We start from the raw sequence: 23,857 nt of genomic DNA, 5'->3' as shown, positions 1-23,857 counted from the left end.
TCCATGACTGTGACCCTCGAAGTAAGCGACAACGTCGGGACGATCCGGCTGGACCGGCCGCCGATGAACGCCCTGGACGTGGCGGTCCAGGACCGGCTGCGGGAGCTGGCCGAGGAGGCCACCCGGCGCGAGGACGTCCGCGCGGTGATCCTCTACGGCGGCGAGAAGGTGTTCGCGGCCGGCGCGGACATCAAGGAGATGCAGGAGATGGACCACACCGCGATGGTCCTGCGCTCCAAGGCGCTCCAGGACTCCTTCACCGCCGTCGCCCGCATCCCCAAGCCCGTCGTCGCCGCCGTCACCGGCTACGCGCTCGGCGGCGGCTGCGAACTGGCCCTCTGCGCCGACTACCGGATCGCGGCGGAGAACGCCAAGCTGGGCCAGCCGGAGATCCTGCTCGGGCTGATCCCGGGCGCCGGCGGCACTCAGCGCCTGGCCCGGCTGATCGGCCCGTCCCGTGCCAAGGACCTCATCTTCACCGGCCGGATGGTCAAGGCGGAGGAGGCCCTGACGCTCGGTCTGGTGGACCGGGTGGTCCCGGCCGCCGAGGTCTACGAGCAGGCGCACGCCTGGGCCGCCCAGCTGGCGAAGGGGCCCGCGCTGGCGCTGCGCGCCGCCAAGGAGTCGGTGGACGCCGGTCTGGAGACGGACATCGACACCGGGCTCACCGTCGAGCGGAACTGGTTCGCCGGACTGTTCGCCACCGAGGACCGCGAGCGCGGGATGCGCAGCTTCGTGGAGGAGGGCCCGGGGAAGGCGACGTTCCGCTGAGCGGCCGCCGGAGGGCTGTCGCCGCTCCCTCATTTCCTCCCACCGGTCCGCCCCGGATGCGCTTCTGACGGGGGTTCATCCCTCCGGGCGGATTATCCGGGCCTTAAGGCAACCTTAAGGCCCGGTGCCGTATCTCTCGGGGCGATCCCGCCCACCCGGCGTATCACCGCAGTTCAGTGGGGTCGCGGAGGCTCTTGCTGTGCCTCTGGCATATGCCTGAAGCCTGGTGCGGAATGGTGCGTTCCGGGGGGCGGATTCCGTCGGAACGGCCCCGGGGGCCGGAGTGTGCGTCCATGATGGTGGGCATGGCGGGCCTGGAGGGTGTGGATCAGCCGCGACCGCGCAGCAGCGCGACCGCGGCACGGTGGACGTCGGGCATGGATGACGAACAGGCGTTCAAGGCGCTGGAGTTGTTCGGAAATCCGGCCGAGGCGGAAGTCCGGCTGCCGTCGCGGCCGGAGTCCGCGGCGACCGCCCGGCGGCTCACCTCCTGTGTGGTCCTCCGGCAGTGGGGGCTCTCCGCGCAGACCGCCGAGTACGCGGTGCTGCTCGTCTCCGAACTCGTCGGCAACGCGGTCCGTCACACGGGTGCCCGCGTCTTCGGGTTACGGATGGTGCGCCGCCGGGGCTGGATCCGGATCGAGGTGCGCGACCCCTCGCGCGGGCTGCCGTGTCTGATGCCGGTGCGCGAGATGGACATCAGCGGTCGCGGCCTCTTCCTCGTCGACAAGCTCTCCGACCGGTGGGGGGTGGATCTGCTGCCGCGCGGCAAGACCACCTGGTTCGAGATGCGGATCTCCGACCGCTGACGCCGATGGCCGCCGGGACACACAGAAGCCCCCGGTCGGCCGTGGTGCGGCGCTGCGGGGGCTTCTGTGGGAGGCCGTGAAAGGTGGGGTGTGTTCACGGCCGCTGATGGCGACCTCGCCCGGGTCAATGGGGGTCGTGGCTCCGACTATGGCAGACGGGGGACCTCGGTGCCAAAGGAGTATTTCGGCTGATTCCGGTGTCAAACGGGCATCTCGTGGCTGAATCATAGGTGTGCTCGATCACTCGCCTGGCTTTCCATGCATTTTTATGAGGCTGCTTGAATGATTCCTAGATCATTCGAGGAATCGCTCAATCGTTATATTTCGCCCGTTCCGCCTCTACTGTGTCCCCGGGATTCCGTGGACCGTGGGGAAGGCGAGGTGGTCGGGCATGGGCGGGCGCGAGCGGCCGGTGCACCGCAGGGACGCGCTGGGCGCCGGGGCCGTGCTCCTCGCGTCGGCTCTCGCGGCGGGCTGTGCGCGGGGCGGCGGGGAAGCGGGTGTACGGGGAGGGGACGGGGGCGTACGGGGAGGGGACGGGGCCGGGGGCGGGGCGCCCGTCTCCTCGCCCCCGGTCTCCCCCGCGTACGGCTCCCAGGCTCCGGCCCCGTCTCCGTACGGGTCGGCCGCCGGGCCGCGCCGATTCCCCGGGTGGCCCGGGGTGATCACTCACGGCCCCCGTGACCGGCCCCGGATCGCCCTCACCTTCGAGGGGCGGGGCGACCCCGGCCTCGCCCGGGCCGCGCTCACCCGGATCGAGCGGGCCGGGGCGCGGGTCACCGTCCTCGCCGTCGGCAGCTGGCTGGAGGCGCACCCGGAGCTGGCCCGCCGGATCCTGGACGGCGGCCACGAGATCGGCAACCACACCGAGCGCCACCGGGACCTGGCCGCCCTCGCCGAGCGCGACGAGCACTCCGCGTACGAGGAGATCGCCGCCTGCGCCCGGCGGCTGCGCCGGCTCACCGGCTCCATCGGCACCTGGTTCCGCCCCTCGCCCGGCCCCGGCGCCACCGCACCCGTCCGGCGCCTCGCCGCGCGGGCCGGCTATCCGCACGTCCTCGGCTACGACGTCGAGTCGCGCGACCACGCCGCGACCGGGGTGCCGGCCGTCCTGCGCAAGGTGACGGGCGAGCTGCGGCACGGTTCCGTGGTGGGGCTGAGCCTCGCACGGCCGGTCACCGTGGCCGCGCTGCCCCTGCTCCTCACCGAGATCGACCGGCGCGGGCTGCGCGCGGTGACGGCCACCGAGCTGCTGAGCTGATGTCAGGGGCCCACGACAGGCTCCGGCGCCCGGGGTGTTCGGCCCGTCACCCGTACGGCCGGATAATCTGACCCCGACATTCGGCACCACGGAGGGGCGGAACAGTGGCGGACATCGAGTCGGCGCGGACGGTATTCGAGAAGTTCGACGCGAACGGCGACGGTCTCATCACGGCCAACGAGTACAAGAGCGCGATGGCGCAGCTGGGCGACCCGTTCGTCACCGAGACGGTGGCCCAGGCGATCATCAACGCCCACGACGCCAACGGCGACGGCCTGCTCACCTTCGACGAGTTCTGGGCCGCGCAGAACAAGGCCTGACGCGCGGCCAGGACCCCGGCCGGACTGCTCCGGCCGGGGTCTTCTGGCGTTTGCTGTGCTTTTGTCCACCGGCGAGGATCGGTCCGTGATGTTCTCCGGACCTCCCGCCGATCCGGCCGCACCGACCCCGCCGACCGGATCCGGTACGCCTCCCACCGGCGCCCGCCGGGCCGACGCACCGGCCGTCGCGGTCACGGCCGACCTGATGCCGTCCTGCGGTGAGGGGAGGAGCGGGTACGAGGGTGAGCCCGGGCGCGAGGACCAAGGCGGCGGCTCCGGCCGGTCGTCCCGGCTCCCTCTCACCCTCTCCCTGGCCGCCGCTCTTCTGGCGCTCCTCGTGGCCGTGTTCGGCCCCGGGCTCGCCGCGCGCGGCACCGGGGAGCTGCGGATACCCGGCGCGGGGCTCACCACCCTGCTCCGTACCGTCCTCTTCGCGGGGCTCGCCGTCCACCTCGGCGAACTGCTCGCCCCGCAGTTCATCCGGACCGTCCGCAGCCGCCCCCGTACCGCCGTCCGGAGCTGGTCCGTCTGCGCCGCGCTCGCCGGGGCCGGTGCCGCGGCCGGGCAGATCGTCCAGCTCGCCGCCGCGAGCGGACTCGGGATCACCCAGACGTACGCGACCCGGAACGGCGGACTCCTCCTCACCATCGCCAACGGGTTCGTCGCCGCCGCCCTCTGCGCCGCGAGCAAGCGGCCCGCCCTGGCGCTCGCCCCGCTCGCCGTGGTCATCGGCGCGGAGGCCATCCGCGCCCACCCGGAGGCCTACAGCCCGGAGATCGGCGCCGCGCTCACCGTCGTCCACCTGACCGCCGCCTCCCTGTGGACCGGCGGGCTGCTGTACGTCCTGCGGACCATGTGGCTCTGGCGCGGCTCACCCATCGCGGCCCGCGCGCTGCTCGGCCGGTACGCGCGCCTGGCGATCTGGCTGTACGTCGCCCTCGCCGCCACCGGCACCGTCTCCACCCTGCGGCGGCTCCCCGTGGACGTGGTGTTCACCTCCGCCTACGGGCGCACCCTGCTGGTCAAGCTGGCGCTGATGGCCGTGGTCAGCGTGCTCGCGCTGGCCGCCCGGCGGCGGATGCTCCGGGACGACGACCCGGCGGTCGCCCACCGCCTCGCCCGCCGCGAACAGGTGGTGCTGGGCGCGGTCGTGGTCGTCTCCGCGATCCTCACCGTGGTCCCCGACCCGCACTGGATCTCGCTACGCCCCTGAGCGCTCAATCGCGTTCCCAGCTCCGCAGCTCATCGTCGCGCGGAGCCAGGACCACGGCCGGACCGTCCGTGCCGTTCGTGCCGTCCGTGCCGTTCGCGCCGAAGAACCGCACCGGCCGCCGCGCGTCCCAGGACGGCCAGCCCGGGTCGCCCGTCGTCGCGAAGTCCACCCACGCCCGGTGCATCGCGTCCGCCAGCTCCTGCGGGGCGTCCGGGCCGGTCAGGGCCATGGTGTCGGGGTGGGCCAGGGTGTCGAAGACGAAGCCCAGCTCCAGCGCGTGACAGGCCCCGAGCCGCTGTACGGGGGTGGGCCAGCCGAACTCGTAGACGTACGTGGCCCCCTCGGCGCCGGTCCGCGCGTCGGCCAGCCGGTTGAGCGGGACGCGCAGCAGCAGGTCCGTGGCGAGGGCGCCCAGGAGTTCGCCGGGGGTGGCGTCGGGGCGGTTGGCCCGGTAGATACGGGCGGTGGCGTTCGGGACCCCGAACTTCAGCAGCGCCAGGCGGAGCTTGAGGCGGCCGATCCGTTCGGTCAGGCCGCTGGGGACGAACCAGAGCCGGTACTCCTCGGTGTTCGCCCCCATCAGCAGGTCGACCCCGGACGCCGCCCCCGTACGCAGCGCCTCGGCCGGGTCCCGGTCCAGCAGCTCGCCGTCCACCACCAGCTGGAAGGAGTTGCGGCCGGTCAGCGGGTTGCCGCCGCTCGTCACCCCGGTCTGCGCGGCCAGCAGCGCCTCCGGGTCCACGGCGGCCAGCGCGGCGGCCGTGGCGGGGACGCCGAGCCGCTTGGCGATCAGCGCGGTCGTCCCGCGCGCGGCCTCCGGCGCCAGGGCGGCGGGCGCCCCGCTCTGGAGCACCGCCCGCCGGAACAGCCCCGCCGCCCGGTCCGTCGCCAGCAGGGCGGCCACGCTCACCGCCCCCGCCGACTCCCCGGCCACCGTCACCCGGTCCGGGTCGCCGCCGAACGCCGCGATGTTCTCCCGCACCCACTCCAGGGCGGCCAGCTGGTCCAGCAGCCCCCGGTTGGCGGGCGCGTCCGGGAAGAGGCCGAAGCCCTCGATGCCCAGGCGGTAGTTGACCGAGACCAGCACCACCCCGTCCCGGGCGAAGGCCCACCCGTCGTAGACCGGCACCGCCGAGGAGCCGTGCAGCAGCGAACCACCGTGGATCCAGACGAGGACGGGGAGCCCCGCGGCCTCGGTGGACGGCGTCCACACATTGAGGTTCAGCCACGCGTCGCCCGGCACCTCCGGGTCCGGCAGCAGCCGGTCCAGCGGCGGGGCGTAGGGGCGCTTGGGGGCGGTCGGCCCGAACGCGAGCGCTTCCCGTACGCCCTCCCACGGCTCCGGCGGCTCCGGCGCGCGGAACCTCCGCGCGCCCACCGGCGCAGCCGCGTACGGAATGCCGCGGAAGACCGCGACACCCCGCTCCACCGCACCGCGTACCGTGCCCTGCGCGGTTCTGGCCGTGGCCTCCACGATGTCGGACATGGTGTGTGCCAACCCCTCTCGCGGTGCGGTGGTGGAGCCGCCTACTTCAGATAGACCAGCCCGTCCGTGGTGATGGCCGGGCGGCCCTTCGTCCCGACCAGCACGATCTTGACGGTGTGCTTGGCGCTGGTGGACCAGGACTGGGTCCAGATCGCGTCCCGGTACTTGGTGGAGGCCGACTTCAGGTCCACCGTGGCGACCTTCTTGCCGTCGACGTAGACGTATGCCTGCCCCGAAGTGGCGGCCCGTGACACCACCCAGGCGGCTGACCGGCCGGTGAACGTCCAGGTGAGGCTGGCGTCCTTGGCGCTGCTGGTCAGGGATTTGCCGCCCAGATAGCTGGAGGAGGACTTCGCCGTCCACTTCCCGGTCTTCGTGGCGGCCGTCTCCTGGAGGATCACCGGGGTGCCGGAGACCGAGGCGGCGGCCGTGTTGCCCGCGTGGTCGTACGCCGTCATCTTCCAGGCGGTCGCCGCGCCGGACTTGGCGGTGTGCGAGGCGCTGCCCGTCGTCGGGCCGTACGTCTTCGCGACGGGCGCGGTGAGCCGGACCTCCTTCAGTGCGGTGGTGTCGGTGGCCTTCCACTTCAGGGTGACCGGGACCGCCGCCGTGTTCACCGTGCCGGTGCGCAGGGTGAGGGCCGGCTTGGTGGTGAAGGAGGGGGCCGTCCGCTCGACGACGACCGTGGCGGCCGCCGAGGTGGTGACCTTGCCCGACTGGTGGGTGGCCCGCACCTGGACGGAGTGCCTGCCGAGCGCGAGGGTGGCCGGGGCCGAGGTGACGTTGCCCTTGACGGAGGCCACCGGCTTGCCGCCGACGAGGAGTTCGTACCCCTTGACGAAGGCGGCGGGGGTGGTGGTCCTCCAGCCGACGGTGACGGCCGACTTCGTGTAGTACGTGGAGCCGGAGGCGCTCGCTCCGCTCATCGAGGCGATGGCGAGGCCCGTGACCGTGCCGCCGGCCGTCGAGCGGATGCCGGGGAGCTGGTCGTAGAGCCCGAGGCCGGGGCACTCGGTGGCGAACCCGTCCCGGTGGCCGGAGATCTGCTGGAAGGGGTACTGCTGCCCGGCGGTGAACTTCTTGTGCGCCAGGTTGTTGCCGTCGGCCCCGGCGGTCAGCTGGACCGTACCCGTCGGGTCGCCCTTGTACTGGCCGAGCTTCCAGGCGGCGACCCGGGCGACCGCGGTGGTCGCGGGGCTGCTGGCCGGGGTCTTGGTGTGCAGGCCCATCACGGCGATCCCGGTGGTGTCCCGGTTGAAGCCGTAGGTGTGGGCGCCCATCACGGGCCGGTCCACCCCGCCCTTGCGGCCCTCGAAGACGGTGCCGCACTTGTCGACCACGAAGTTGTAGCCGATGTCCTTCCACTTGTTCGCGTTCACGTGGTACGTGTGCAGCGCGCGGACCATGGCCGGGGAGTCGGCGCAGGAGTAGTCGTTGGTCTGCGTGGTGTGGTGGACGAAGACCGCCTTCACGGAGGTCATGTAGTCCGGCGACTCGTTGTTGAGCGACTCGTCGGCCTTCCAGGCGGCACGCGAGACGATCGGCGGCTGCGGGACCGTGGACGGCGGGCCGGGCGGCAGCGGAGGGGTCGTGGAGGGGCTGGGGGTCGGGGTCGGCGAGGCGGAGGGCGTCGGGGACGCGGTGGTCGCGCTCGGGCTCGGTGCCGTGGGGCTCGGGGACGGCGGCCGGGGAGACGCGGTGGTGGGGGTGGGCTCCGGCTCCTGGGACGGGGTCGGTGACGGTTCCCCGGGGGTCGGTTCGCCGGACGGCCCCGGCTCCGGCTCGACGGAGGGGGACTCGTCGGTGGTGAACGCGGCGGGCTCGGCGGCGAAGGCGGCCGGTCCGGCGGCGAGCGGGGTGGTGCGGCCGCCCGGGTCGACGGTGTCCAGCCGCAGCCCCTCGGGCAGCCCGGCCTTCACCCCGCCGGCGGCGCCGACCCGGACCTCGACGCCGTCGGACGGGCCGACCCAGCGGGGCTCGGTGGTGCCCCGGACGCCGGACCGGCCGGCCTCGGTGCGGCCGTCGATCTCGGTGTCCAGCGGCAGCCAGCCGGTCCACTCGCCGGTGGCGGCGGAGCGGGTACGCGCCTCCACGCGGCCGGTCACCTCGGCGGCGGGATCGGTCCAGGTCACGCCGAGCAGGCTGAACCGGTCGGTGGAGCGCCGGTCGAGGGAGGCGGTGGTGCCGTCCTCGGAGGTCTTGAGCGGGGTGTGGTAGACCTCGGGCTCCGCCGCCCCCGGAGCGGACTTGGCGTCCGCGTCACGGTCGGGGGAGGAGCCTCCCGTCATACCCTGGAAGACCAGGGTGCCCGCCACGGCGGCGGTGGCGACGGCAGCCGCGGTCCATATTCTTCGCTGTGATCTCACGTGTCGTTATCCCCGGGGACTGTGGTGGAAGACATGGCATTCCGACCGGTCAGTCGTCGACCGGGGGCACGACGCAGTGGTCGGCCCGGCCGGTGGGGCGACCCGGGACATGCTTGCGCGCCACAGTCTTCCATGCGATCGCTACTGACCGGTCCTGTTTCTTTCCGATCTGGCGCGATGTGATGCGGTCGACCGCCACCGATGGGGATTGGGGGCGGTATGGGGCTTTTCGTGATGCCTGTGCTCGGAGGTCCGGAAAGCTCCCGCCGTCCGGACCCCCGCGTGCCGAGGTGCCCTCAGGCGGCGAAGTACCCGGACATCGAGTTCCGCGCCTCCAGCTCCACCAGGTCCGGCCGGGTGTAGCGCTCGGCGCGTGCGTGGTAGTCGAAGTCGCCCCGCACGAGCCCCCGGTAGTCCTGGACGCAGCGCTCCAGGGCTGCCCGGGTCGAGGCGCTGATTCCCGCCGCCTCGATTTCCTCGATCAGTTCCTTTTCCGCGCGCACCACCCGCTCGGCGATACGTGCCAGCTGAATTCCGGCCTCGTCGACGGCTTCCTGGAGCGTGGAGCCCCGGTCGCGCTGGATGAGCCGTACCGCATTGTGCTCGTAACCGAGCGCGGCCTCCTTCTCGAACGAGCAGATGTCGTTGCAGAGGCCCGAGTGATCGGTCACCGCGTTCCGCAGGGCGATGTACGCGGGCAGGCTGCGGGCGGAATCCGGAAGGTCGATCCCGGCGGTGATCTCGTGCAGGTCCAGGAAGGGCTGCATGGCCACCGAGTCCCGGCGGTGCTTGACGAACGCCACCCGGCTCGGCACCTGCCCGGCCGCCCGCTCGACCGCCTCGGCGTAGTACGTCCAGAGCCAGGCGGCGGTGTCCCGCCGGAACTGCCTGTTCCACTGGGGGGAGCGGTCGCGGCAGGTCCGGTCGCGCAACCCGGCGAGCGCCCGCTCCATCGGCCCGTGCGGCTCGGCCCCGTCGAACACGTCCACCAGCCGGGTGATCGCCGCCTCGCACATCAGGGGGTCGCGCCCGGCCGGGCCGTCGTCGAACTCGTCGTCCACCAGGAAGGCCCAGAACAGCCATTGGCAGAAGAGATCCAGATGATCCTGCGACGCTTTCGGGAAAACGAGGGAAATCCAGAGTTCGGGCCGGGTGCGGATCATCTTCCGGCGGGCCGGGACCGAAAGGATCAGCCCTTCCGCCTCCGCCCATTCCCAGGCCGCTTCCCTGGTTCTGTCCAGGCCCGGATTGCATCCGGCACTGGCGAACGGCATGTGAAACTCCGGTAACGTTATCTGGCTCATTGCAGCCCCCTCGTCGATGAGTACGGACGGGCGATGCGCACCGCGCATTCCCGGTGATCGCGAGGATGCACGGCCGCCGGAGCTGGGTCGGCGAGCCGCGGAAGGCGATCACGTCACCATGTGTGATGCCCAGTCAACCGCTTGTGGAGTCATGAAGGGAAGCCATATGTGACCGGAATTGCTTCATCGAACCGAACGGCTGAGCAGATATGAGCAGTTGAGGGGCTTCTGGGGTTGAACGTGACAGTGAGGTGTCTGTGCCCCTGGAATATGCGCCCTTTCCTCAACCCTCAGGTGCGCTTGAAGAATTCGATCTCCCCTAGCGCGATCGGACGTCCTTTCGACTCGCCCGCCGCCTCCCGGAGGACGAGCCGGACGGTGACGACATCGCTGATCCCGGTCCGTACCGTCTGCTCACCGGGCTTGTCGTTGAGCGTCAGCTCCTTCTCGTGGACCGTGCCGTCCACCGTGGTGACGATCAGGTCCGCCCGGACCGGCCGCGGCTCCCGCCGGAACTCCTCGGGCTCCGTCGACGCCCCGGTGTGCAGGACCACCCCGACGAGCCGGAACGGTGTCCCGAAGCTGGCCGTCAGCGATGCGCCGAGGGCGGGTGCGCCCCAGTACTTGTTGGTCAGGCCGTCCACGGCCGCGCCCGCCGGATGGCCGGGGGCCTCGGCGCTCGCGGTCACCCCGGAGGGGCTGATCTCCGCCGTGCCGCCCAGCTTGTCCCGGACGTCCTCGAAGATCACCCGCCCGGCCGGCAGGAACAGGAAGCCCACGAAGAGCAGCCCGACGACCGCCAGCACCAGCAGGATCCGCCGCAGCGCCCGCCCCGAGCGGACCCGCACCCGGCGGCGGAACGGCCACACCGTCCGCCACCACGGCAGCGGCGCGGTCTCCGCCTTCGCCCGGAGGGGCGCCGCGCACCGGCGGCAGAACCTGCGCCCGGGCGCGTTCGGCGTACCGCAGGCCGGACACGGCTCCCCCTCCACCGCCTCGTCCGTCTCCACCGGCCGCACGACGGGCCGCCGGGCGACGGGCCTGGCCGGCTGGACCGCGCCGATGGGCGCCTCGTCCGGGGGCTGGGGGGCGGCCGGCCGTACGGGAGCGGGAGCCGGAGCGGGCTGCCGGGGCTGTTGCGGTGGTACGGAGGTGGGGCGCGAGGGGACGGGGGTGGTACGGGCAGCCGTCGGCGCGCCGTTCGGTGGGGCGCTCGGCGGGGGTGGGGGTGTCGGTGTCGGCGTTGCGGGAGGCGTCGGGGCTGTTGCCGGGCGTGGGGGTACGGCGGGCGGGGCGGCGACGGGCGCGGCGGGGATCGCGGGCCCGGCCGCCGGGGGTGCCGGTGCCTCTGGTTCCGGTTTCGGGGCAGGCGTCGGTGCTGCCGGTGCCGGTGCCGGTGCCGGTGCCGCTTCCGGGCGCGGCGCAGGTGTGGGCACGGTCGCGGGCTCCGGGGGAGTACGACCCTCGCGTACGGGCTCCGGCGCCGACCGCTGCTCCGGCTCCGGCTGCGGGACCGGCTCAGGGGCCGGTTCGGGTGCGGGCGCAGGCGCGGGCTCCGGTTCGCGCGCCGCCGGGGTGCGCCGGGGCTCCGTCGACCACCCCAGGTACGCACCGCAGTTGCCGCAGAAGTCGTCGTCCTCGCGGTTGGCCGTTCCGCACGCCGGACACGAGCGCATCGCGTCAGCCTCCCGTCGTCTCTGTGGCCGTCCCGGGCGCCGCCTCCGGCGGGCCCGGCAGGATCTCCACCCGGCAGGTGAGGTGGACCGGGCAGGAGGCCGTCACCACCTCCAGGACGCGGGCCGCGTCCACCGTGGCGCCGGGGGCCACGGGCCAGACACGTACGAGCAGTTCACCGGTCGGGGCCGGGGGCAGCTCCGTACCGGGCTCGACCGACCACGCCACGCCCCCGCCGTCCCGTACGTCGGCGTGCACGCCGAAGCAGAGCCGGAGATGGTCGACCAGGCCGCGCCGGGTACCGCGCCACCGGTGCAGCTCCACCGCCCGGGCCACCACGGCCCGTTGCAGCTCCGGCGGCCAGGCCGGGTCGATGCCCGCGCCCACCCAGGTCGCCAGCCAGGGCAGGAAGTCGGCCGGGGCGAGGGCCGGGTCGAAGTAGGCGGGCAGATTGTCCAGGGTGGAGAGCACCGGGGCCAGGACCGTGTCGAGCCCGGCCGTGAACCGCTGGGCCAGGTCGTCGTCGGCGTACAGGGCGGGCAGCAGCTCACCGATCGGGTAGCGGCTCGGCAGCCCGGGTACGGCGGCCCGGCCGCTCATACGCCCTCACCCGGCCCGCTCGGCGTGACGATCACCTGGTGCTGGTGGGAGAAGACCAGCGCGCCCGCGGCCACGTCGATCCGGTCCACCGCGCCGCCGCGCCGCCCGGTGATCGGGTCGGCCGGGAAGAGCCGGACCTCCTCCACCAGACCGGCCCCCCGCACCTGCTGGAGCACGGCGAACACCTCCCCGTACTGCACCGGCCGCCCGAACGGCCACCCCGTACCGTCCGCACCGCCCCGCAGCGGGTCGATCAGCCGGAACAGGGCCTCCAGCGCCTCCGCGCGCACCCGGTCCACCTCGCCCGGGGCCGCGACCAGCCGGGCCACCACCGTGACGCCCTGGTAGGCGGGCGGCTCCACGACCAGCCGGGTCCCCACCAGACGGCGTTCGTCCAGCCGCCGGGCCACCGCCGCGAGCACCTGGTCCGACGGGATCAGCTGCTCGAACCGCAGCTGGCCGCCCTCGTCCGGGACCGCGTCCGGCACCACCAGCACCCGTACCGCACCGCCCTCGCCCGCCACCGCCGGCAGACACCGCACCCGGCACAGCGAGGGCGCGGCCTCATGGGCGATGACCTCGTAGTCCCGGGCCGTGACCGCCCGCTCCTGCACCCGCAGGATGTTGGGGGCGCGCACCTTGGCGTTCTCGACGGTCTCCCCGTCCACGCCCCCGGTCGCCGCCTCCCGGTTGTCGACCCGCGCGATGTACGGGACCGAGCTGCGCAGCACGGAGATCGCGCCCCGGGCCACGTTCCCGGCCGACCCGCCGCCCGTGCGGTAGCGGGGGACGCGGAGCTGGGCGCCCTTCGCCGGGACGGCCCCGTACGCACGCATCGTGCCGTCCGGCTCCCGTACCTCCGGCGGGAACGCGAACTCCCCGGAGACCGCGTCGATCCGTACGTGCCGGTCACCGGGCGCGGAGGCCCCGAAGTGCTCGACGGGCGTCCAGATCTGCCAGCCCTCGGCGGTCGACACCTGGACCACCGGCGGGTCGCCGTCCATCAGCAGCGGCACCCGGCTCACCGAGAACCGCTGTCCGGCCACCCCCTCCGAGACCCCGAGGGGCACGTCGAGCACGGTCTCCGCGTGCTCGACGGCGGCCGTACCGCCGACCGTGAACACCTCGGCCTCGCGGATCGTCGGCGACTCGGAGTAGAACGGCTGGCCCGGCTCGGGCGGTGTCACCCGGCAGCGCAGCCACCCCGCCCGGGTCCCGGCGACGACCGACGCGGTGTGCCCGGCCGGGACGAACACGATGACCTCGCCCGGCCGGTTGAGCCCGCCGGTGGTGTCGTCCCCGGTCGCGCACTCCACCCACCGGGCCCCGTCCCACGCCTCCCAGACCAGCGGAGGCTGCCGCGGGTCGACGCCCACGCCCTCCACCCGGCTGTCCAGGCCTACGGCGACGATGCAGCGCGGTACGGCGGTGGGCAGCCCGAAGAGCAGCGCGTCACCCGGCTCCGGGCGCGGCGAGAAGCACGGGATGTCCTTGCCCGCCCCGAGCGGCCCGGTCCGGTCGGTCTGGTCACCGGTCTTCGGCGCGGTCACCAGCCGGACCAGCTCGCTCGGCACGATCGGCAGGTCGTCGGAGGTGGTGAACACCACCGGCTCCTCCGCCTCCCCGCGCGCGGTCGCCACCTCGGTCCCGGCGACCAGGTGCACGGTCTCCGGCTGCGGCGCGGAGAGCCAGAAGTCCACCTCGGCACGGGCGACGGTCGGCGGGAACAGGGTCACGCCCAACAGGTCCAGGAAGGCCGCGTAGTTCTTGTCCGGCACCCGGTTCAACCGGTACAGCAACTGGTCGACCATGTACGCGAACGTCTCGATCAGCGTGACCCCGGGGTCCGACACATTGTGGTCGGTCCACTCCGGCGAGCGCTGCTGGACGTACCGCTTGGCCTCGTCGACGAGCTGCTGGAAGCGCCGGTCGTCCAGGTTGGGGGAGGGCAGGGCCATCAGCGCACACCCGCTTCCGACGAGCCTTCTTCCGAGGGGATCGTGTAGAAGGGGAACACCAGGTTCCGCAGGTCGTTGGTGGCCCGCACGGTGTAGCGCACGTCGATGTAGAGCGTGCCCTCCTCGATCGCGTCGAACGCGATCACCACGTCCGTCACCTCGATCCGCGGCTCCCACCGCTCCAGCGAGGTGCGGACCTCCTGGGCGATCCGCCCGGCGGTCGCGCCGTCGCCGGGCGCGAAGACGTAGTCATGGATGCCGCAGCCGAACTCCGGCCGCATCGGCCGCTCGCCCGGTGCCGTACCGAGGATCAGCCCGATGGCCTCCTCGATCTCCCGGTCCCGCTCCACCAGGGCGATCCCGCCGGTCGGGCCGGTGCGCAGGGGGAAGCCCCAGCCGCGCCCGATGAATCCGTCGCCGCTCATATCGCGCCCCCGATCAGGACGTTGAGCGCGCCGCTGATGACGGGCGCGCCGCAGGTGGTCCTGTCGCCCATCCGGGCGGCGGGCAGCCCGCCGATCAGCACCGGGCCGGAGACGGCCGCCGCCGGGTTGGGCATGATCACGTTGCCCGGCCCGAGGGCCGCGTGCGGGGGGACCACGCACACGTGCAGGCTCCCGGTGACGGCCGCGGGCCGGCCGCCGATCAGCACGGTGGCGACGGCCACCGCGCCCGGGGGCGGGGTGCCGATCAGGCCACCGTGGGCGGTGCTGTCGCCCGTACGGGCTGCGGGGGGCATGGCCGGGGTTCTCCTAGCTGCGGAAGTGAGTTGATACAGGGTCAGTGGACTTGAGCGCGAAGCCAGTTGATGGGGTCAGTTGATGCGGATCAGCTTGGCCTTCAGCACGGCGAGCAGGCCGCCGTCCACGGTGACCCCCGTCTTGCCGTTGATGGTCACCGACCGCCCCTTGACCTCGACGTTCCCCGTACCGGCGTCGAGCGTGATGCCCGACGAGGAGAGCGTCACGGAACTCTGCGGCCGCTTGGAGCCGGGGGCGAAGACGGTCAGGGCGATCTCGTTCTTCCGCTCGTCCAGCAGGACCTCGAGCCGCTTGTTCCCGCTCGCCAGCCGGACCCCCGACGGGCCGCGCGGGGTGTCCAGCAGCTCCAGCCGGTTGCCCGAACGGGACACCAGGGAACGGCGGTTGACCTTGCCGCTGGTCTTGTCGACGAGCGGGACGTCATGCTCGGACGGCCGGTCGATGCCGTTGTACAGGCCGCCCAGGACGTACGGGCTGTCCAGCAGCCCCTGTTCGAAGCCGACCAGCACCTCGTCGTTGACCTCGGGGCTGAAGACCCCGCCGCCCCCGTTGCCGCCCCACTGCACCGTACGGACCCAGTCGGTGACGTACGTGTCGTCGAGCCAGGGGAACTTCAGCCGCACCCAGCCCCGTTGGCCCTTGCCCTCGCGGATGTCGGTGACCACGCCGATCGCGAGCCCGGGGATGCGCGGGCCGCGCGAGGGGGCACCGCCGCCGGTCAGCCCGGCCAGCGAACGGTCGGGGGAGGCGCTGACGATCACGGTGGTGCGGTAGCCGCCGTCCGGCTCCAGGACGTGGTGGGCGGCGGTGGCGGTGTAGCGGCCGGAGAAGGCGGGGCCCACGTTGCCGAGGGCCACCGGCTCGCCCGCCCGCAGCTGGGGGTTGCCGAAGGCCACCGCCTCGATCTCCCCGAACCCCGAGCTGACCTGCGCCGACACCGCCCCGGCCACGGCCGTGGTCTCCGCCTGGGTGCGGTACGGGGTGTCGGCGACGGTCATCCGGGCGCTCGCGCCGAACGCCCCGGCCGCCACCGACGGGCTCATCCCGGGCGTCACGGTCCTGCTGCGCACGGACTGCTCCCGCGCCACCAGCCGGGTCTTGGTGTCGACGTTCCAGCCGCGCACCTCCACGTCCCCGGCCCCGTCCGACCCGGTCACCACCGCACGCAGCGCGAGCAGGTTGTCCCCGTACTCCAGCACCATCGGGTGCTTGGCGGCCCGGGTGTCGGGCGAGGGCGCCGAGGACGCCGGCTTGGGCCTGGTGAACTGGAGCACGCCCTGATCGTCCACCCGCACCTGCGCCCCGCTCTCGGCCGCCAGATGCTGGAGGAACTCCCAGTCGGAGACGTTCGGCTGGGTCAGCTGCTTGTACGTGATCGGCGCCGCCTCGACCTTGCCGCAGGTCAGCCCGGCGCCCGCGGCGACCTTCCGCACGATGTCCGCCGTCTTCATGTTCCGGTACGCCACCACCTTCCGGCCGCGCTGGAGCCGGTGCGCCCGGGAGAACGCCCGGATCACGGTGAACGTGCCGGTGGTGTCGTGGTCCAGCTCGATCGCCGTCACCTCGCCGGTGAACAGCCGCTCACGGGCCCGGTCCTGGACGGTGACGACGGAGATCTTGAGCGGGGTGCCGAGGGTGATCCCGCTCTCGCTCAGCAGATCGTGGTCCGGGTCCCGGTAGGTCAGCACGGCGGTGTCCGGCAGGCCGATGTTCTCGTCGACCACACAGCTCACCAACTGGGCGGCCCAGCCCAGCGGAAGCTCGGCGGGGATCTCCACGATGGGGTCGGCGGCGAAGGAACGCCCCGGGGAGGACGCGGTCATCGGCGGCCCTCCGCGAGATGGTCTTCCAGACCCGGCACGAGGAGTTCGCTGCCCGGGGTCAACTGCATGGGATTGTCGATGTCGTTGGCCTCCGCGATCGTCCGCCAGGCGGTGGCGTCGCCGTACTCCCGCCAGGCGAGCAGCGGCAGACTGTCCCCGGCCACGACCCGGTGCGTCCGCCGCGCCTCCTTCGACCCCGAGGTGGGGTTCTGGCCCGCCGGGTCGACGCTCGCCTCCTCGATGGAGAGAGAACAGGTGGCGCGGAGCGGCTTCCCGTCCACGTCGAACAGGGTGTAGGAGACGGAGAGGTTGGAGAGCACACCGTCGAACGAGGTCGTCCGTGACGTCCCCCAGTCGAACCGCACCCAGGGGCTCGCGGGCGTCTTGCGCGCGAGACTGGTCGGCGTGGGCACGCAGGCGATCATCAGCTGCTCCACCGCCTTCTCCACGGAGTTGTCATGGGTCGCCGTCGCGTCGAGGAAGACCTCCAGCGAGAGTGAACGCGGCCCGCTCCCCACGAACTCGGGCAGCGCGGACTGCCCGGCCATCCGGGACGGGGTGCGCCGCCACTCGGTGCTCTTGCTCAGTGACAGCTTGTTCGGGTTGAACTGGAGCGTGAGCTGGGCGAGTCTGCCGCCCGGCTTGGCGCCGACTGTCGACGGCGGTTCCATGATGGTCAGTTGGGCGCGCGCACGGCTCGCACGCAGAGCGGGTGACATGGCGTTCCTCCTTCCGGGCCGGGGGCTGGGGCGCTGACTGGGGCGCTGACTCGATGGTGACGGTTCATCAGGAGGCCTCGAGCCCCTCGTGCGCGATCTCCAACGTCTCGATCGCCGCCTGGGAGTTGGCCGGGTCGAACGAGGGGCCCTGCCAGCGCACCGGGACGATGCCCTGCACCTGCCAGCTGATGATCCGGCTGAGGTCCGGACGCAGGGCGACGATCTCGCCGTCCTTCGGCTCGACCCGCTGGATCGTCTCGTTCAGCCAGCGGGCGATCTTCATCGTGTCGGCGGTGACCGGCCGGGTCAGCGTGATGTTGGTCCAGGTGATGCGTCCCGGCAGATGCCAGGTGAAGCCGTTGTTGCCGCCCTCGGCGTACGTCTCCATCTCCACCTCCGCGCCCAGCCCCGAGCAGGTGTGGAAGGCCCCCAGGTCGCTGCCGCCGATCACGAGCTTGAAGAACACGCTCGTCGCGAAGATGTTGTCCGTCATGCCGTTTCTCTTCTTCTCTGCTGTGCGGTGCTGGAGCTTGTTCCTGCGGGGGGGCGGTGTGCGGGGGCCGAGGCTCCTCAGCGGCGGCCGTCGTGGGGCCGCCCGGCGCGCTCCCGCCCGCGCCGCATGTCGGCCCGGATCAGCCGGCTGACGGGGTCGATCAACCGCCGGGCCAGCGCGTCCAGCTCCGCCCCGGTGATCCGGTTCGCGGGTGCGGTGGTCTCTGCGGGGATGGTGTCGGGGGTGCCCGTGATGTCGGCGGCGTCGGTGGTGTCGGACCGCTGGATGGTCGTCGGCCGGGCGCTCTTCGGCGGGACCGCCTTCACCGGGACGCCGGTGAGGCCCGCTTGGGCGGCCGCGCGCTGGAGCGCCTGGGCCTGGGTCGGCGGCTGCCGGTGCGTGGTGCCGGGACCACTCGCGCCGCGGGCCGGGGAGGGCGTGCGCGGCGGAACCCGTACGGAGAGGGGCTGTGGCCCGTACGCGGGGGCGTCGCCGCCGGGGGCCGGACCTGCGGGCGGCGGACCGGCCGGGTCGGGCACGACCGGCAGGGGCATCCGCTGGACGGGGACGACGATGGCCCCGTGCTGGGCCGGTGCGGGGGGATGGGGGCGGACGACCGGGACCGGGCGGTGGCGGGTGGTCGCGGTGGCGGGGGTGCGCGGGGCGGTGGTCGGGGCGTGCTGCGGTGCGGGCGCGGCTGCCGGGGATGTCGCGGTGGGCATCGACGGCAGGGTCGGTGTGCGTGGCGCGGCGGCGGAGGCCGAGGCGGCGAGCTGGACGGCGGGCGGCTGCGAGCCGTGGTGGCCGGAGCCCTTCGCGGGAGGCATCGGCGCCTGCTCGGCGGCCGGGCTGCCCGGGCTGGAGGGTGCCGCGGCCGTGGGTACGGAGCTGGGCGCGGATCGCCGCCGTACGAGCCGTTGGAGCACGCCACCAGGGGCGTGCGCGTGCGCGTGCGTTGCCGGGGCCGGGGCGGTCACCGGGGTCGGGGCGGGGGAGCTGTTCTGGGCGGGCTTCGCGGTGGCGCGGTCCGCCTTACGAGTGCGGTCTGCCTTACGGGTGCGGTCCGCCTTGCGCCTGGGCGTCTTGCGGGTCGGCGTGGCCTGGGGTGCGGTGGTGGCCTGCTGCGGGCCGGTTCCGCCGCCGGAGGCCCGCCGGGACGTAAAGGCGGAGGCGGCGTGCACGGCGCGCTGGACGGTGGCGCCGGGCGCCGGGGTTGCTGCCGGGGACGCGGGTGCGGCGGCCGGGCCGGAGGTGCGGGTGGTCAGGTGGGGCGGGGCGGCGGACGCCGAGCTGTGCCGGAGGGCGGCGGGCTGCGCGCCTGCGGCCGATGGGGGCGCAAAGCCCTGAGCACCCGGGGGCGGGCCGGGGGATCCGTGGGCCGGCTGCTGAACGTCGCGGCGCCAGGTGGCCGCCACGACCGGGCGGGCCGTGGTGCCGTCGGCCGTGGTGGCCGGTACCGCCGAGAATCCTTCGGCGGAACCGGTGTTCACCTCCAGCGTCCTGCCCGAGAGCAGGGTGCGTGCCCGCTGGACGGTGGGTGCAAGTGGCGCTGCGGCGGTCTGCCCCGGGCGCGGCCGCGGGCCGATGTTCCGGATGCGGACCGGCGCCGGGGGAGCGGCCGGGGAGGCGGTGGCGCCGGGTGCGGGCGTACTCGGGGCCGTACTGACACGCGTACTCGTACGGGAGTGGGGGTGTCCGCCGTCCGCCGCGCGCTGTACGGGCGCGGCGGACGAGCGCACCGGCATCGAGGGCGGCGCGCTCGGGGTGGTCGGTGCGCTCGGGGGCGTGGCGGAGGTCTGCGGGGGCGTGCCGCTCGGAGAAGCCGGGGTGCCCGGGGTGGCCGAGGGGCCCGGCTGCGTACGGCGGCGGTCGCCGAGGAGGGGCGCGTCGGGCTGGAGCCGGGCGGTCGACGGGAGCGAGGGGAGCGGCGTACCGATCCCTCCACGCGTACGGGCGCGGGCACCGGAGTCCGAACCGGAGGCATCGGCCCGGCGCTGAACCTCATGCGGTGCTGCGGCGGCGGACGTCGGCCCCTGCGCCTGCCCCCGTGCCTGGGTCGAGCCCGTGGCCGGAGCCTTCTGTACGGGCGTCGGTGCGGCGGGCGAGGTGCGGGGCGTCTTCGTCACCACCCGCTGCTCCGGTGCCGGGGCAGCGGGCGAGGTGGGCCCAGCCGCTGCCGTTGTCTCCGCCGCCCGGCGCTGCAGCACCGGCATGGCCGCCGCGTCCTGCCCTGCCGGGGCAGCTGGTGAGGCCTGCCCTTGCCCTGCCGGTGCGGCGGGGATGGCCCCGGAGGGCATCTCGCGCAGAGGCTTGCCGAGGGCGGGACGTACGGCCTCGGGGGCGGCACCAGCAGGTGAGGAGGGAGCGGCGGCCGCAGCGGGAGCGGCAGGCACGGCAGGCACTGCAGGCACTGCAGGTACGGAAGAGGCAGTCGGGGCGGCTGCGGGGCTGGGAGCCGGGGCTGCCGGCCCGCTCGGCGCCACCCCCGTGATCTGCCGCAGCCGCATCGCCGGACGCCGGGCCACGATCAGCGGTGGTGCGGTGTGCCGAGGACGTACAGCGGCAGGCCGCGCACGCTGTACCGAAGCCGAAGCCGAAGCCGAAGCCGAAGCCGAAGCCGAAGCCGAAGCCGAAGCCGAAGCCGAAGCCGAAGCCGGTACGGGCTCCGCAGCCGAAGAGGCACTCGTGTCCGGGCCCGCAGCCCCGGCACCTTCCCGAGCAGCAGGGGGCGCAGGAGCAGCAGAAGCCGTCGGAGCAGCCGGAGCCGCAGCGCCCCCGGTCTGCGCTTCCTTCGTCGCCTTCGCCGTGCGCTGCACGGTCGGCGTGGCCTTCGGCCGTACCGTCCGTACGGTCTTCGCCGCGGGCAGCTCGCCCGCAGCGGTCCCCGCCGCCCCGCCCGGCTCGCCCTCCGCCTCCGGACGGGCCGCCCGCAGCAGCAGCGGCCCCCCGGGGGAAGCGGAACGCGGGACGCCCGGGCGGGCGACGCCGTGGATGAGGCCCACGGGAGCCGACGGCATGACGGCGTGGCCCAACTCGCCGCCGAGGGTGGGGTTCTGCCACGAAGCGAGCTGGGACCGGAACCGCAGGCCGTCGCTCACCCCGATCGAGGACCGGGCGACGGTCACCGCGGGCGGGGCGACCCGACGCCACCCCCCGTCCCAGTCGGAACCGCCGGAGCCGCCGGAACCGGAAGCGGAACCGCCGGAAGCGGAGGCCCCGACCTCAGCCGCAGCATCAGCCCCGACACCAGCCGAAGCATCACCCCCGGAACCGGCAACCGGACCGGCAACCGCATCAGCGACACCTGCCCCCGGCCCGTCCGTCCGGCGGCGCAGCCAGTCCCCGAACCCCACACGATCACCCGCCTTCGTTGACGCGGGTGTTGATCCGCGCTATCTCCCGCACCCACTGCTGACGCTCCGCGTGGGTGAGGTCGAGAATGTCCTCACGCTGCCAATGGAAGTGGTAGGCGACGTACGCGATCTCCTCCCGCAACCGGGGAAGCGCGTACGTCACGATTCCCCCAGGCGCCCACCCGAGAGGTCCACCTCGAACGAGCCGTGGCAGAGCGGGCAGGTCACCGCGGCGTGCGTGTGGCCCTCGCTGTTGATCCGGCGGTAGAAGTCCTGGAGGAACGCCACGTCGGTGGCGTACATCCGCTCCACGATCCCGGCGTGCACATCGGTGACCGTGCCGAGCTGGGTGATCACCTGGCTCAGCAGCACCACCGACAGATACGCCGGGTTCTCCTTCACCCGCAGGTCGATCTGCGGGCGCAGCTCGTCCCGGGCGGTGGCGAGCCGCATGGTGCCGTGCCGGTGCACCTGGCCCTCGTCGTCCACGTACCCGCGGGGCAGCTCGAAGGCGAACTCCGTCTGCAGGGACTCCCGTTCGCGCTGGGGTGCGCGGGCGGGGGCCGCCGCCGCGGGCGCCGCGGCGGCCGGAGCCTCCTGGCGTGCGGCGGCCGCCGCGGCCAGGTTGTCGAGGGTCTCTTCGAGGCCGCTGCCCGGCGAGACGGTGCGGCGCCTCATTCGACCACGATCTCCTCGAAGGTGATGGTCACCGTCTCGGTCGCGGCGCTGGACTCGCCGGCCTTGAGCGAGGGGCCCTCCCACTTGGAGGCCCAGCCCTGCATGAGCTGGATGCGCCGGACGGTCTCACCGGTCGAGTCCTTGATCTCGATCGTGAGGTTCTGGCGCGCGGTGTCGACGGCCCCGTTGTTGAGCGTCTCCTTGATCCAGGTGGTGAACTCGCTGCTCTTGTCGAGCCCGCGGGTGATCGTCACCTCACCGGCCTGGCGCGCCCCCGGCTGCTTGCGGATGATCTGCTTGCCGTCGGAGGTCACCTGACGGACCTCGACGACCTCCTCCTCGACGGTCAGCCCGCTGATCTCCTGGATGGACTCCACGAGATAGCCGCCGAGCTGCACGCCGAAGACGTGGGTGGAAAGAGCGTCGCCCTCTGCCATGACTGTGTGTCACCTGTTCCGGTTGCGATGGTGCTGTGGGTGGGGGAAAGGGGCTGCGAGGGTCACTCGTCGACGAGGCTGGTGCTGTCGGAGAACTGCGAGAGCCGGAAGACCACGAACTCCGCCGGCTTCACCGGGGCGACCCCGATCTCGCAGACGACCTGACCGAGGTCGATCGACTCCTGCGGGTTGTTGCTCCGGTCGCACCGGACGTAGAACGCCTCCTCGGCCGTGCGGCCGAACAGCGCGCCGCGGCGCCACTCCTCGGTGAGGAAGGCGGTGACGTTGCGCCGGATGCTCGACCAGAGACGGTCGTCGTTCGGCTCGAACACCACCCACTGGGTGCCCAGGAGGATGGACTCCTCCAGGTAGTTGAAGAGCCGGCGCACGTTGAGGTAGCGCCAGGCCGGGTCGGAGGAGAGGGTGCGGGCGCCCCAGATGCGGATGCCCCGGCCCGGGAAGGCCCGGACGCAGTTGACGCCGATCGGGTTCAGCAGGTCCTGCTCGCCCTTGCTGAGCCGGATCTCCAGGTCCACCGCACCGCGGATGACCTCGTTGGCGGGGGCCTTGTGGACTCCGCGCTCACCGTCGCTGCGCGCCCAGACACCGGCCACGTGACCGCTCGGCGGGACCAGGGAGTTGCGGCCGCTCGCCGGGTCGAAGACCTTGACCCAGGGGTAGTAGAGGGTGGCGTAGCGCGAGTCGTAGCCGGCCTCGTCGTTGCGCCAGGTGCGGACCTGCTGGGCGTTGAGCCCGGGCGGGGTGTCCAGGACGGCGACCCGGTCGCCCATCTGCTCGCAGTGCGAGATGACGGCCAGCTGCACGGTCTTGACGCCCTCGGCGTCGATCTCGCCGCGCTGGAAGGCGCTCATCAGGTCCGGGACGGCGACCATGGTGATCTCGTCGATCGCCTCCAGACCCGCGAACCCGGTACGGGCGGCGGCGTCACCGACGTACTCCGAGGCGTCGAGCCGCGCCACACCGGAACCGGGGGCGGGTGTGGCCGGGGCCAGGGCGACGGTCTGCTTCTCGGGGCGGCTCTGGGCCGTGCCGGGCTGCTCGGCGACCTGGATCAGCTTGGAGTCGCGGGCCTGGGTGACCAGGTAGCCCTTGACGTTCTTGCGGGTGGAGACGTCGTACGTCTCCACCACCTTGCCGGCCTGACGGACCAGCAGCTTGAAGCGGTCCTCCGGGGGGTTCTCGCCCTCGGCGTCGGCGATCTCGACCGAGAGGCCGTCGCCCGTACCGGACTTGGCGGAGACCAGGAAGCCGCCGAGCGCGACGGGCGCCGGGGCGGGGGCGACGGCGCCGGGGCCCGTGGAGCCGGAGGAGCCCTGGGCGGGGCCGCCGATGCGCACGATGTAGGCCGCGCCGCCGCCGTTGGCGAAGAAGCCGTAGACGGCGTGGGTGAGGTAGGTGTCGGCGGTGAAGGTGCCGAACGTCTGGACGTACTGGTCCCAGTTGGTCACCAGCGTCGGCTGGTGGAAGGGGCCTGTCTCGGCGAAGCCGACGAAGGCTGCGACCGCGGTGCCGACTCCCTCGATGGGCCGTGCTCCGGACTGCACCTCCTCCACGTATACACCGGGGGTGAGGTACGACGGCATGCTCGCTCCTTCGGGGTGGTCACTCGTTCACCGGCCAGTCTTGCCCGGCGGTGGTGACGGGGAGTAGGTCCGGAAGTCCTGGGCGCGGGGCAAGGGCGCTGCCTTCCCGGGCACCCCCGCGGCGGTGAACGCTGCCCTCGGCGGACCGCCCGCGCCACGCGCCGGATTCACGCACGCCACCGTCGGGAGGGGCGTATTCCGACAGGGCCGGGACGAAGGAGAGGCGA

Annotated in this window: 21 protein-coding genes and 1 pseudogene; 5 read left to right on the top strand and 17 right to left on the bottom strand. The window is 73.3% G+C overall.

Going from position 1 to position 23,857, the window contains the following annotated elements:
• Positions 1-3: 3 nt before the first annotated feature.
• From DJ476_RS08925 to DJ476_RS08905, 5 genes are all read left to right on the top strand, one after another.
• On the top strand, positions 4-771 hold the full coding sequence (locus DJ476_RS08925) for an enoyl-CoA hydratase/isomerase family protein (RefSeq protein ID WP_070202244.1): 768 nt from the start codon (positions 4-6) through the stop codon (positions 769-771).
• Between the two features lie 293 nt (positions 772-1,064).
• Positions 1,065-1,580, top strand: coding sequence for an ATP-binding protein (locus DJ476_RS08920; protein WP_112490250.1), 516 nt, complete (start codon positions 1,065-1,067; stop codon positions 1,578-1,580).
• Positions 1,581-1,971: 391 nt separating this feature from the next.
• Positions 1,972-2,841, top strand: a complete 870-nt coding sequence (locus DJ476_RS08915) for a polysaccharide deacetylase family protein (protein WP_112490249.1) — start codon at positions 1,972-1,974, stop codon at positions 2,839-2,841.
• 104 nt (positions 2,842-2,945) lie between these two features.
• Positions 2,946-3,161, top strand: coding sequence for an EF-hand domain-containing protein (locus tag DJ476_RS08910; protein WP_018492268.1), 216 nt, complete (start codon positions 2,946-2,948; stop codon positions 3,159-3,161).
• Between the two features lie 88 nt (positions 3,162-3,249).
• The gene (locus tag DJ476_RS08905) at positions 3,250-4,374 is read left to right on the top strand and encodes a copper resistance D family protein (protein ID WP_103417341.1); all 1,125 of its coding nucleotides are present in this window, start codon (positions 3,250-3,252) and stop codon (positions 4,372-4,374) included.
• A 4-nt stretch (positions 4,375-4,378) separates the two neighbouring features.
• On the opposite strand, the gene DJ476_RS08900 is transcribed toward DJ476_RS08905, so the two are convergent.
• The 17 genes and pseudogenes from DJ476_RS08900 to DJ476_RS08820 form a co-directional block, all read right to left on the bottom strand.
• Positions 4,379-5,860: a carboxylesterase/lipase family protein gene (locus tag DJ476_RS08900; protein WP_112490248.1), complete on the bottom strand. Its 1,482-nt coding sequence runs from the start codon at positions 5,858-5,860 to the stop codon at positions 4,379-4,381.
• 41 nt (positions 5,861-5,901) lie between these two features.
• Entirely contained in the window at positions 5,902-8,226 is a 2,325-nt protein-coding gene (locus DJ476_RS08895; RefSeq protein ID WP_112490247.1) for an N-acetylmuramoyl-L-alanine amidase, read from the bottom strand.
• A 296-nt stretch (positions 8,227-8,522) separates the two neighbouring features.
• Positions 8,523-9,500 carry a terpene synthase family protein gene (locus DJ476_RS08890; RefSeq protein WP_103417338.1) on the bottom strand — a complete coding sequence of 326 codons (978 nt, stop codon included), beginning with the start codon at positions 9,498-9,500 and terminating at the stop codon, positions 8,523-8,525.
• 320 nt (positions 9,501-9,820) lie between these two features.
• A complete protein-coding gene (locus DJ476_RS08885; protein WP_112490246.1) occupies positions 9,821-10,540 on the bottom strand; it encodes a zinc ribbon domain-containing protein in 720 nt (239 codons plus the stop codon).
• 603 nt (positions 10,541-11,143) lie between these two features.
• Positions 11,144-11,206 (bottom strand): annotated as a pseudogene (locus DJ476_RS36030) (zinc ribbon domain-containing protein); the annotation flags it as partial.
• A 4-nt stretch (positions 11,207-11,210) separates the two neighbouring features.
• The gene (locus DJ476_RS08880; RefSeq protein WP_112490245.1) at positions 11,211-11,804 is read right to left on the bottom strand and encodes a phage tail protein; all 594 of its coding nucleotides are present in this window, start codon (positions 11,802-11,804) and stop codon (positions 11,211-11,213) included.
• The gene (locus tag DJ476_RS08875; RefSeq protein WP_112490244.1) at positions 11,801-13,762 is read right to left on the bottom strand and encodes a putative baseplate assembly protein; all 1,962 of its coding nucleotides are present in this window, start codon (positions 13,760-13,762) and stop codon (positions 11,801-11,803) included. The genes DJ476_RS08880 and DJ476_RS08875 overlap by 4 nt, the downstream gene beginning before the upstream one ends.
• Positions 13,762-14,187, bottom strand: a complete 426-nt coding sequence (locus tag DJ476_RS08870) for a GPW/gp25 family protein (protein WP_018492276.1) — start codon at positions 14,185-14,187, stop codon at positions 13,762-13,764. Before DJ476_RS08870 ends, DJ476_RS08875 begins: the two co-directional genes overlap by 1 nt.
• Positions 14,184-14,501 carry a PAAR domain-containing protein gene (locus tag DJ476_RS08865; protein WP_103417334.1) on the bottom strand — a complete coding sequence of 106 codons (318 nt, stop codon included), beginning with the start codon at positions 14,499-14,501 and terminating at the stop codon, positions 14,184-14,186. The genes DJ476_RS08870 and DJ476_RS08865 overlap by 4 nt, the downstream gene beginning before the upstream one ends.
• A 75-nt stretch (positions 14,502-14,576) precedes the next feature.
• Positions 14,577-16,346, bottom strand: coding sequence for a VgrG-related protein (locus DJ476_RS08860; protein WP_103417333.1), 1,770 nt, complete (start codon positions 16,344-16,346; stop codon positions 14,577-14,579).
• Complete coding sequence (locus DJ476_RS08855; protein WP_019761161.1) at positions 16,343-17,065, bottom strand: CIS tube protein; 723 nt, start codon at positions 17,063-17,065, stop codon at positions 16,343-16,345. The genes DJ476_RS08860 and DJ476_RS08855 overlap by 4 nt, the downstream gene beginning before the upstream one ends.
• A gap of 67 nt (positions 17,066-17,132) precedes the next feature.
• Complete coding sequence (locus tag DJ476_RS08850; RefSeq protein ID WP_018492280.1) at positions 17,133-17,558, bottom strand: phage tail protein; 426 nt, start codon at positions 17,556-17,558, stop codon at positions 17,133-17,135.
• A 77-nt stretch (positions 17,559-17,635) separates the two neighbouring features.
• Complete coding sequence (locus tag DJ476_RS35470; protein WP_318294484.1) at positions 17,636-19,951, bottom strand: hypothetical protein; 2,316 nt, start codon at positions 19,949-19,951, stop codon at positions 17,636-17,638.
• Positions 19,952-20,915: 964 nt separating this feature from the next.
• Positions 20,916-21,074, bottom strand: coding sequence for a DUF6760 family protein (locus DJ476_RS34845; RefSeq protein ID WP_018492281.1), 159 nt, complete (start codon positions 21,072-21,074; stop codon positions 20,916-20,918).
• Positions 21,071-21,589 (bottom strand): hypothetical protein, encoded by a 519-nt coding sequence (locus DJ476_RS08830; RefSeq protein ID WP_103417331.1) that lies wholly within the window; start codon positions 21,587-21,589, stop codon positions 21,071-21,073. The genes DJ476_RS34845 and DJ476_RS08830 overlap by 4 nt, the downstream gene beginning before the upstream one ends.
• The gene (locus DJ476_RS08825; RefSeq protein WP_018492283.1) at positions 21,586-22,026 is read right to left on the bottom strand and encodes a phage tail protein; all 441 of its coding nucleotides are present in this window, start codon (positions 22,024-22,026) and stop codon (positions 21,586-21,588) included. Before DJ476_RS08825 ends, DJ476_RS08830 begins: the two co-directional genes overlap by 4 nt.
• Before the next feature lie 62 nt (positions 22,027-22,088).
• On the bottom strand, positions 22,089-23,630 hold the full coding sequence (locus DJ476_RS08820) for a phage tail sheath family protein (RefSeq protein ID WP_103417330.1): 1,542 nt from the start codon (positions 23,628-23,630) through the stop codon (positions 22,089-22,091).
• Positions 23,631-23,857 lie beyond the last annotated feature (227 nt).

It is taken from the genome of Streptomyces bacillaris (genome assembly GCF_003268675.1).
Classification (GTDB): domain Bacteria; phylum Actinomycetota; class Actinomycetes; order Streptomycetales; family Streptomycetaceae; genus Streptomyces; species Streptomyces bacillaris.
The sequence above is the reverse complement of the archived record's forward strand: the minus strand, read 5'-3'. Positions and strand labels throughout refer to the sequence as shown.

Bases quoted from the DNA above. Each gene is read 5' to 3' on its own strand.
- DJ476_RS08925 (WP_070202244.1), top strand. From the start codon at position 4: ATGACTGTGACCCTCGAAGTAAGCGACAACGTCGGGACGATCCGGCTG.
- DJ476_RS08920 (WP_112490250.1), top strand. From the start codon at position 1,065: ATGATGGTGGGCATGGCGGGCCTGGAGGGTGTGGATCAGCCGCGACCG.
- DJ476_RS08915 (WP_112490249.1), top strand. From the start codon at position 1,972: ATGGGCGGGCGCGAGCGGCCGGTGCACCGCAGGGACGCGCTGGGCGCC.
- DJ476_RS08905 (WP_103417341.1), top strand. From the start codon at position 3,250: ATGTTCTCCGGACCTCCCGCCGATCCGGCCGCACCGACCCCGCCGACC.
- DJ476_RS08900 (WP_112490248.1), bottom strand. From the start codon at position 5,860: ATGTCCGACATCGTGGAGGCCACGGCCAGAACCGCGCAGGGCACGGTA.
- DJ476_RS08890 (WP_103417338.1), bottom strand. From the start codon at position 9,500: ATGCCGTTCGCCAGTGCCGGATGCAATCCGGGCCTGGACAGAACCAGG.
- DJ476_RS08880 (WP_112490245.1), bottom strand. From the start codon at position 11,804: ATGAGCGGCCGGGCCGCCGTACCCGGGCTGCCGAGCCGCTACCCGATC.
- DJ476_RS08875 (WP_112490244.1), bottom strand. From the start codon at position 13,762: ATGGCCCTGCCCTCCCCCAACCTGGACGACCGGCGCTTCCAGCAGCTC.
- DJ476_RS08870 (WP_018492276.1), bottom strand. From the start codon at position 14,187: ATGAGCGGCGACGGATTCATCGGGCGCGGCTGGGGCTTCCCCCTGCGC.
- DJ476_RS08865 (WP_103417334.1), bottom strand. From the start codon at position 14,501: ATGCCCCCCGCAGCCCGTACGGGCGACAGCACCGCCCACGGTGGCCTG.
- DJ476_RS08860 (WP_103417333.1), bottom strand. From the start codon at position 16,346: ATGACCGCGTCCTCCCCGGGGCGTTCCTTCGCCGCCGACCCCATCGTG.
- DJ476_RS08855 (WP_019761161.1), bottom strand. From the start codon at position 17,065: ATGTCACCCGCTCTGCGTGCGAGCCGTGCGCGCGCCCAACTGACCATC.
- DJ476_RS08850 (WP_018492280.1), bottom strand. From the start codon at position 17,558: ATGACGGACAACATCTTCGCGACGAGCGTGTTCTTCAAGCTCGTGATC.
- DJ476_RS08830 (WP_103417331.1), bottom strand. From the start codon at position 21,589: ATGAGGCGCCGCACCGTCTCGCCGGGCAGCGGCCTCGAAGAGACCCTC.
- DJ476_RS08825 (WP_018492283.1), bottom strand. From the start codon at position 22,026: ATGGCAGAGGGCGACGCTCTTTCCACCCACGTCTTCGGCGTGCAGCTC.
- DJ476_RS08820 (WP_103417330.1), bottom strand. From the start codon at position 23,630: ATGCCGTCGTACCTCACCCCCGGTGTATACGTGGAGGAGGTGCAGTCC.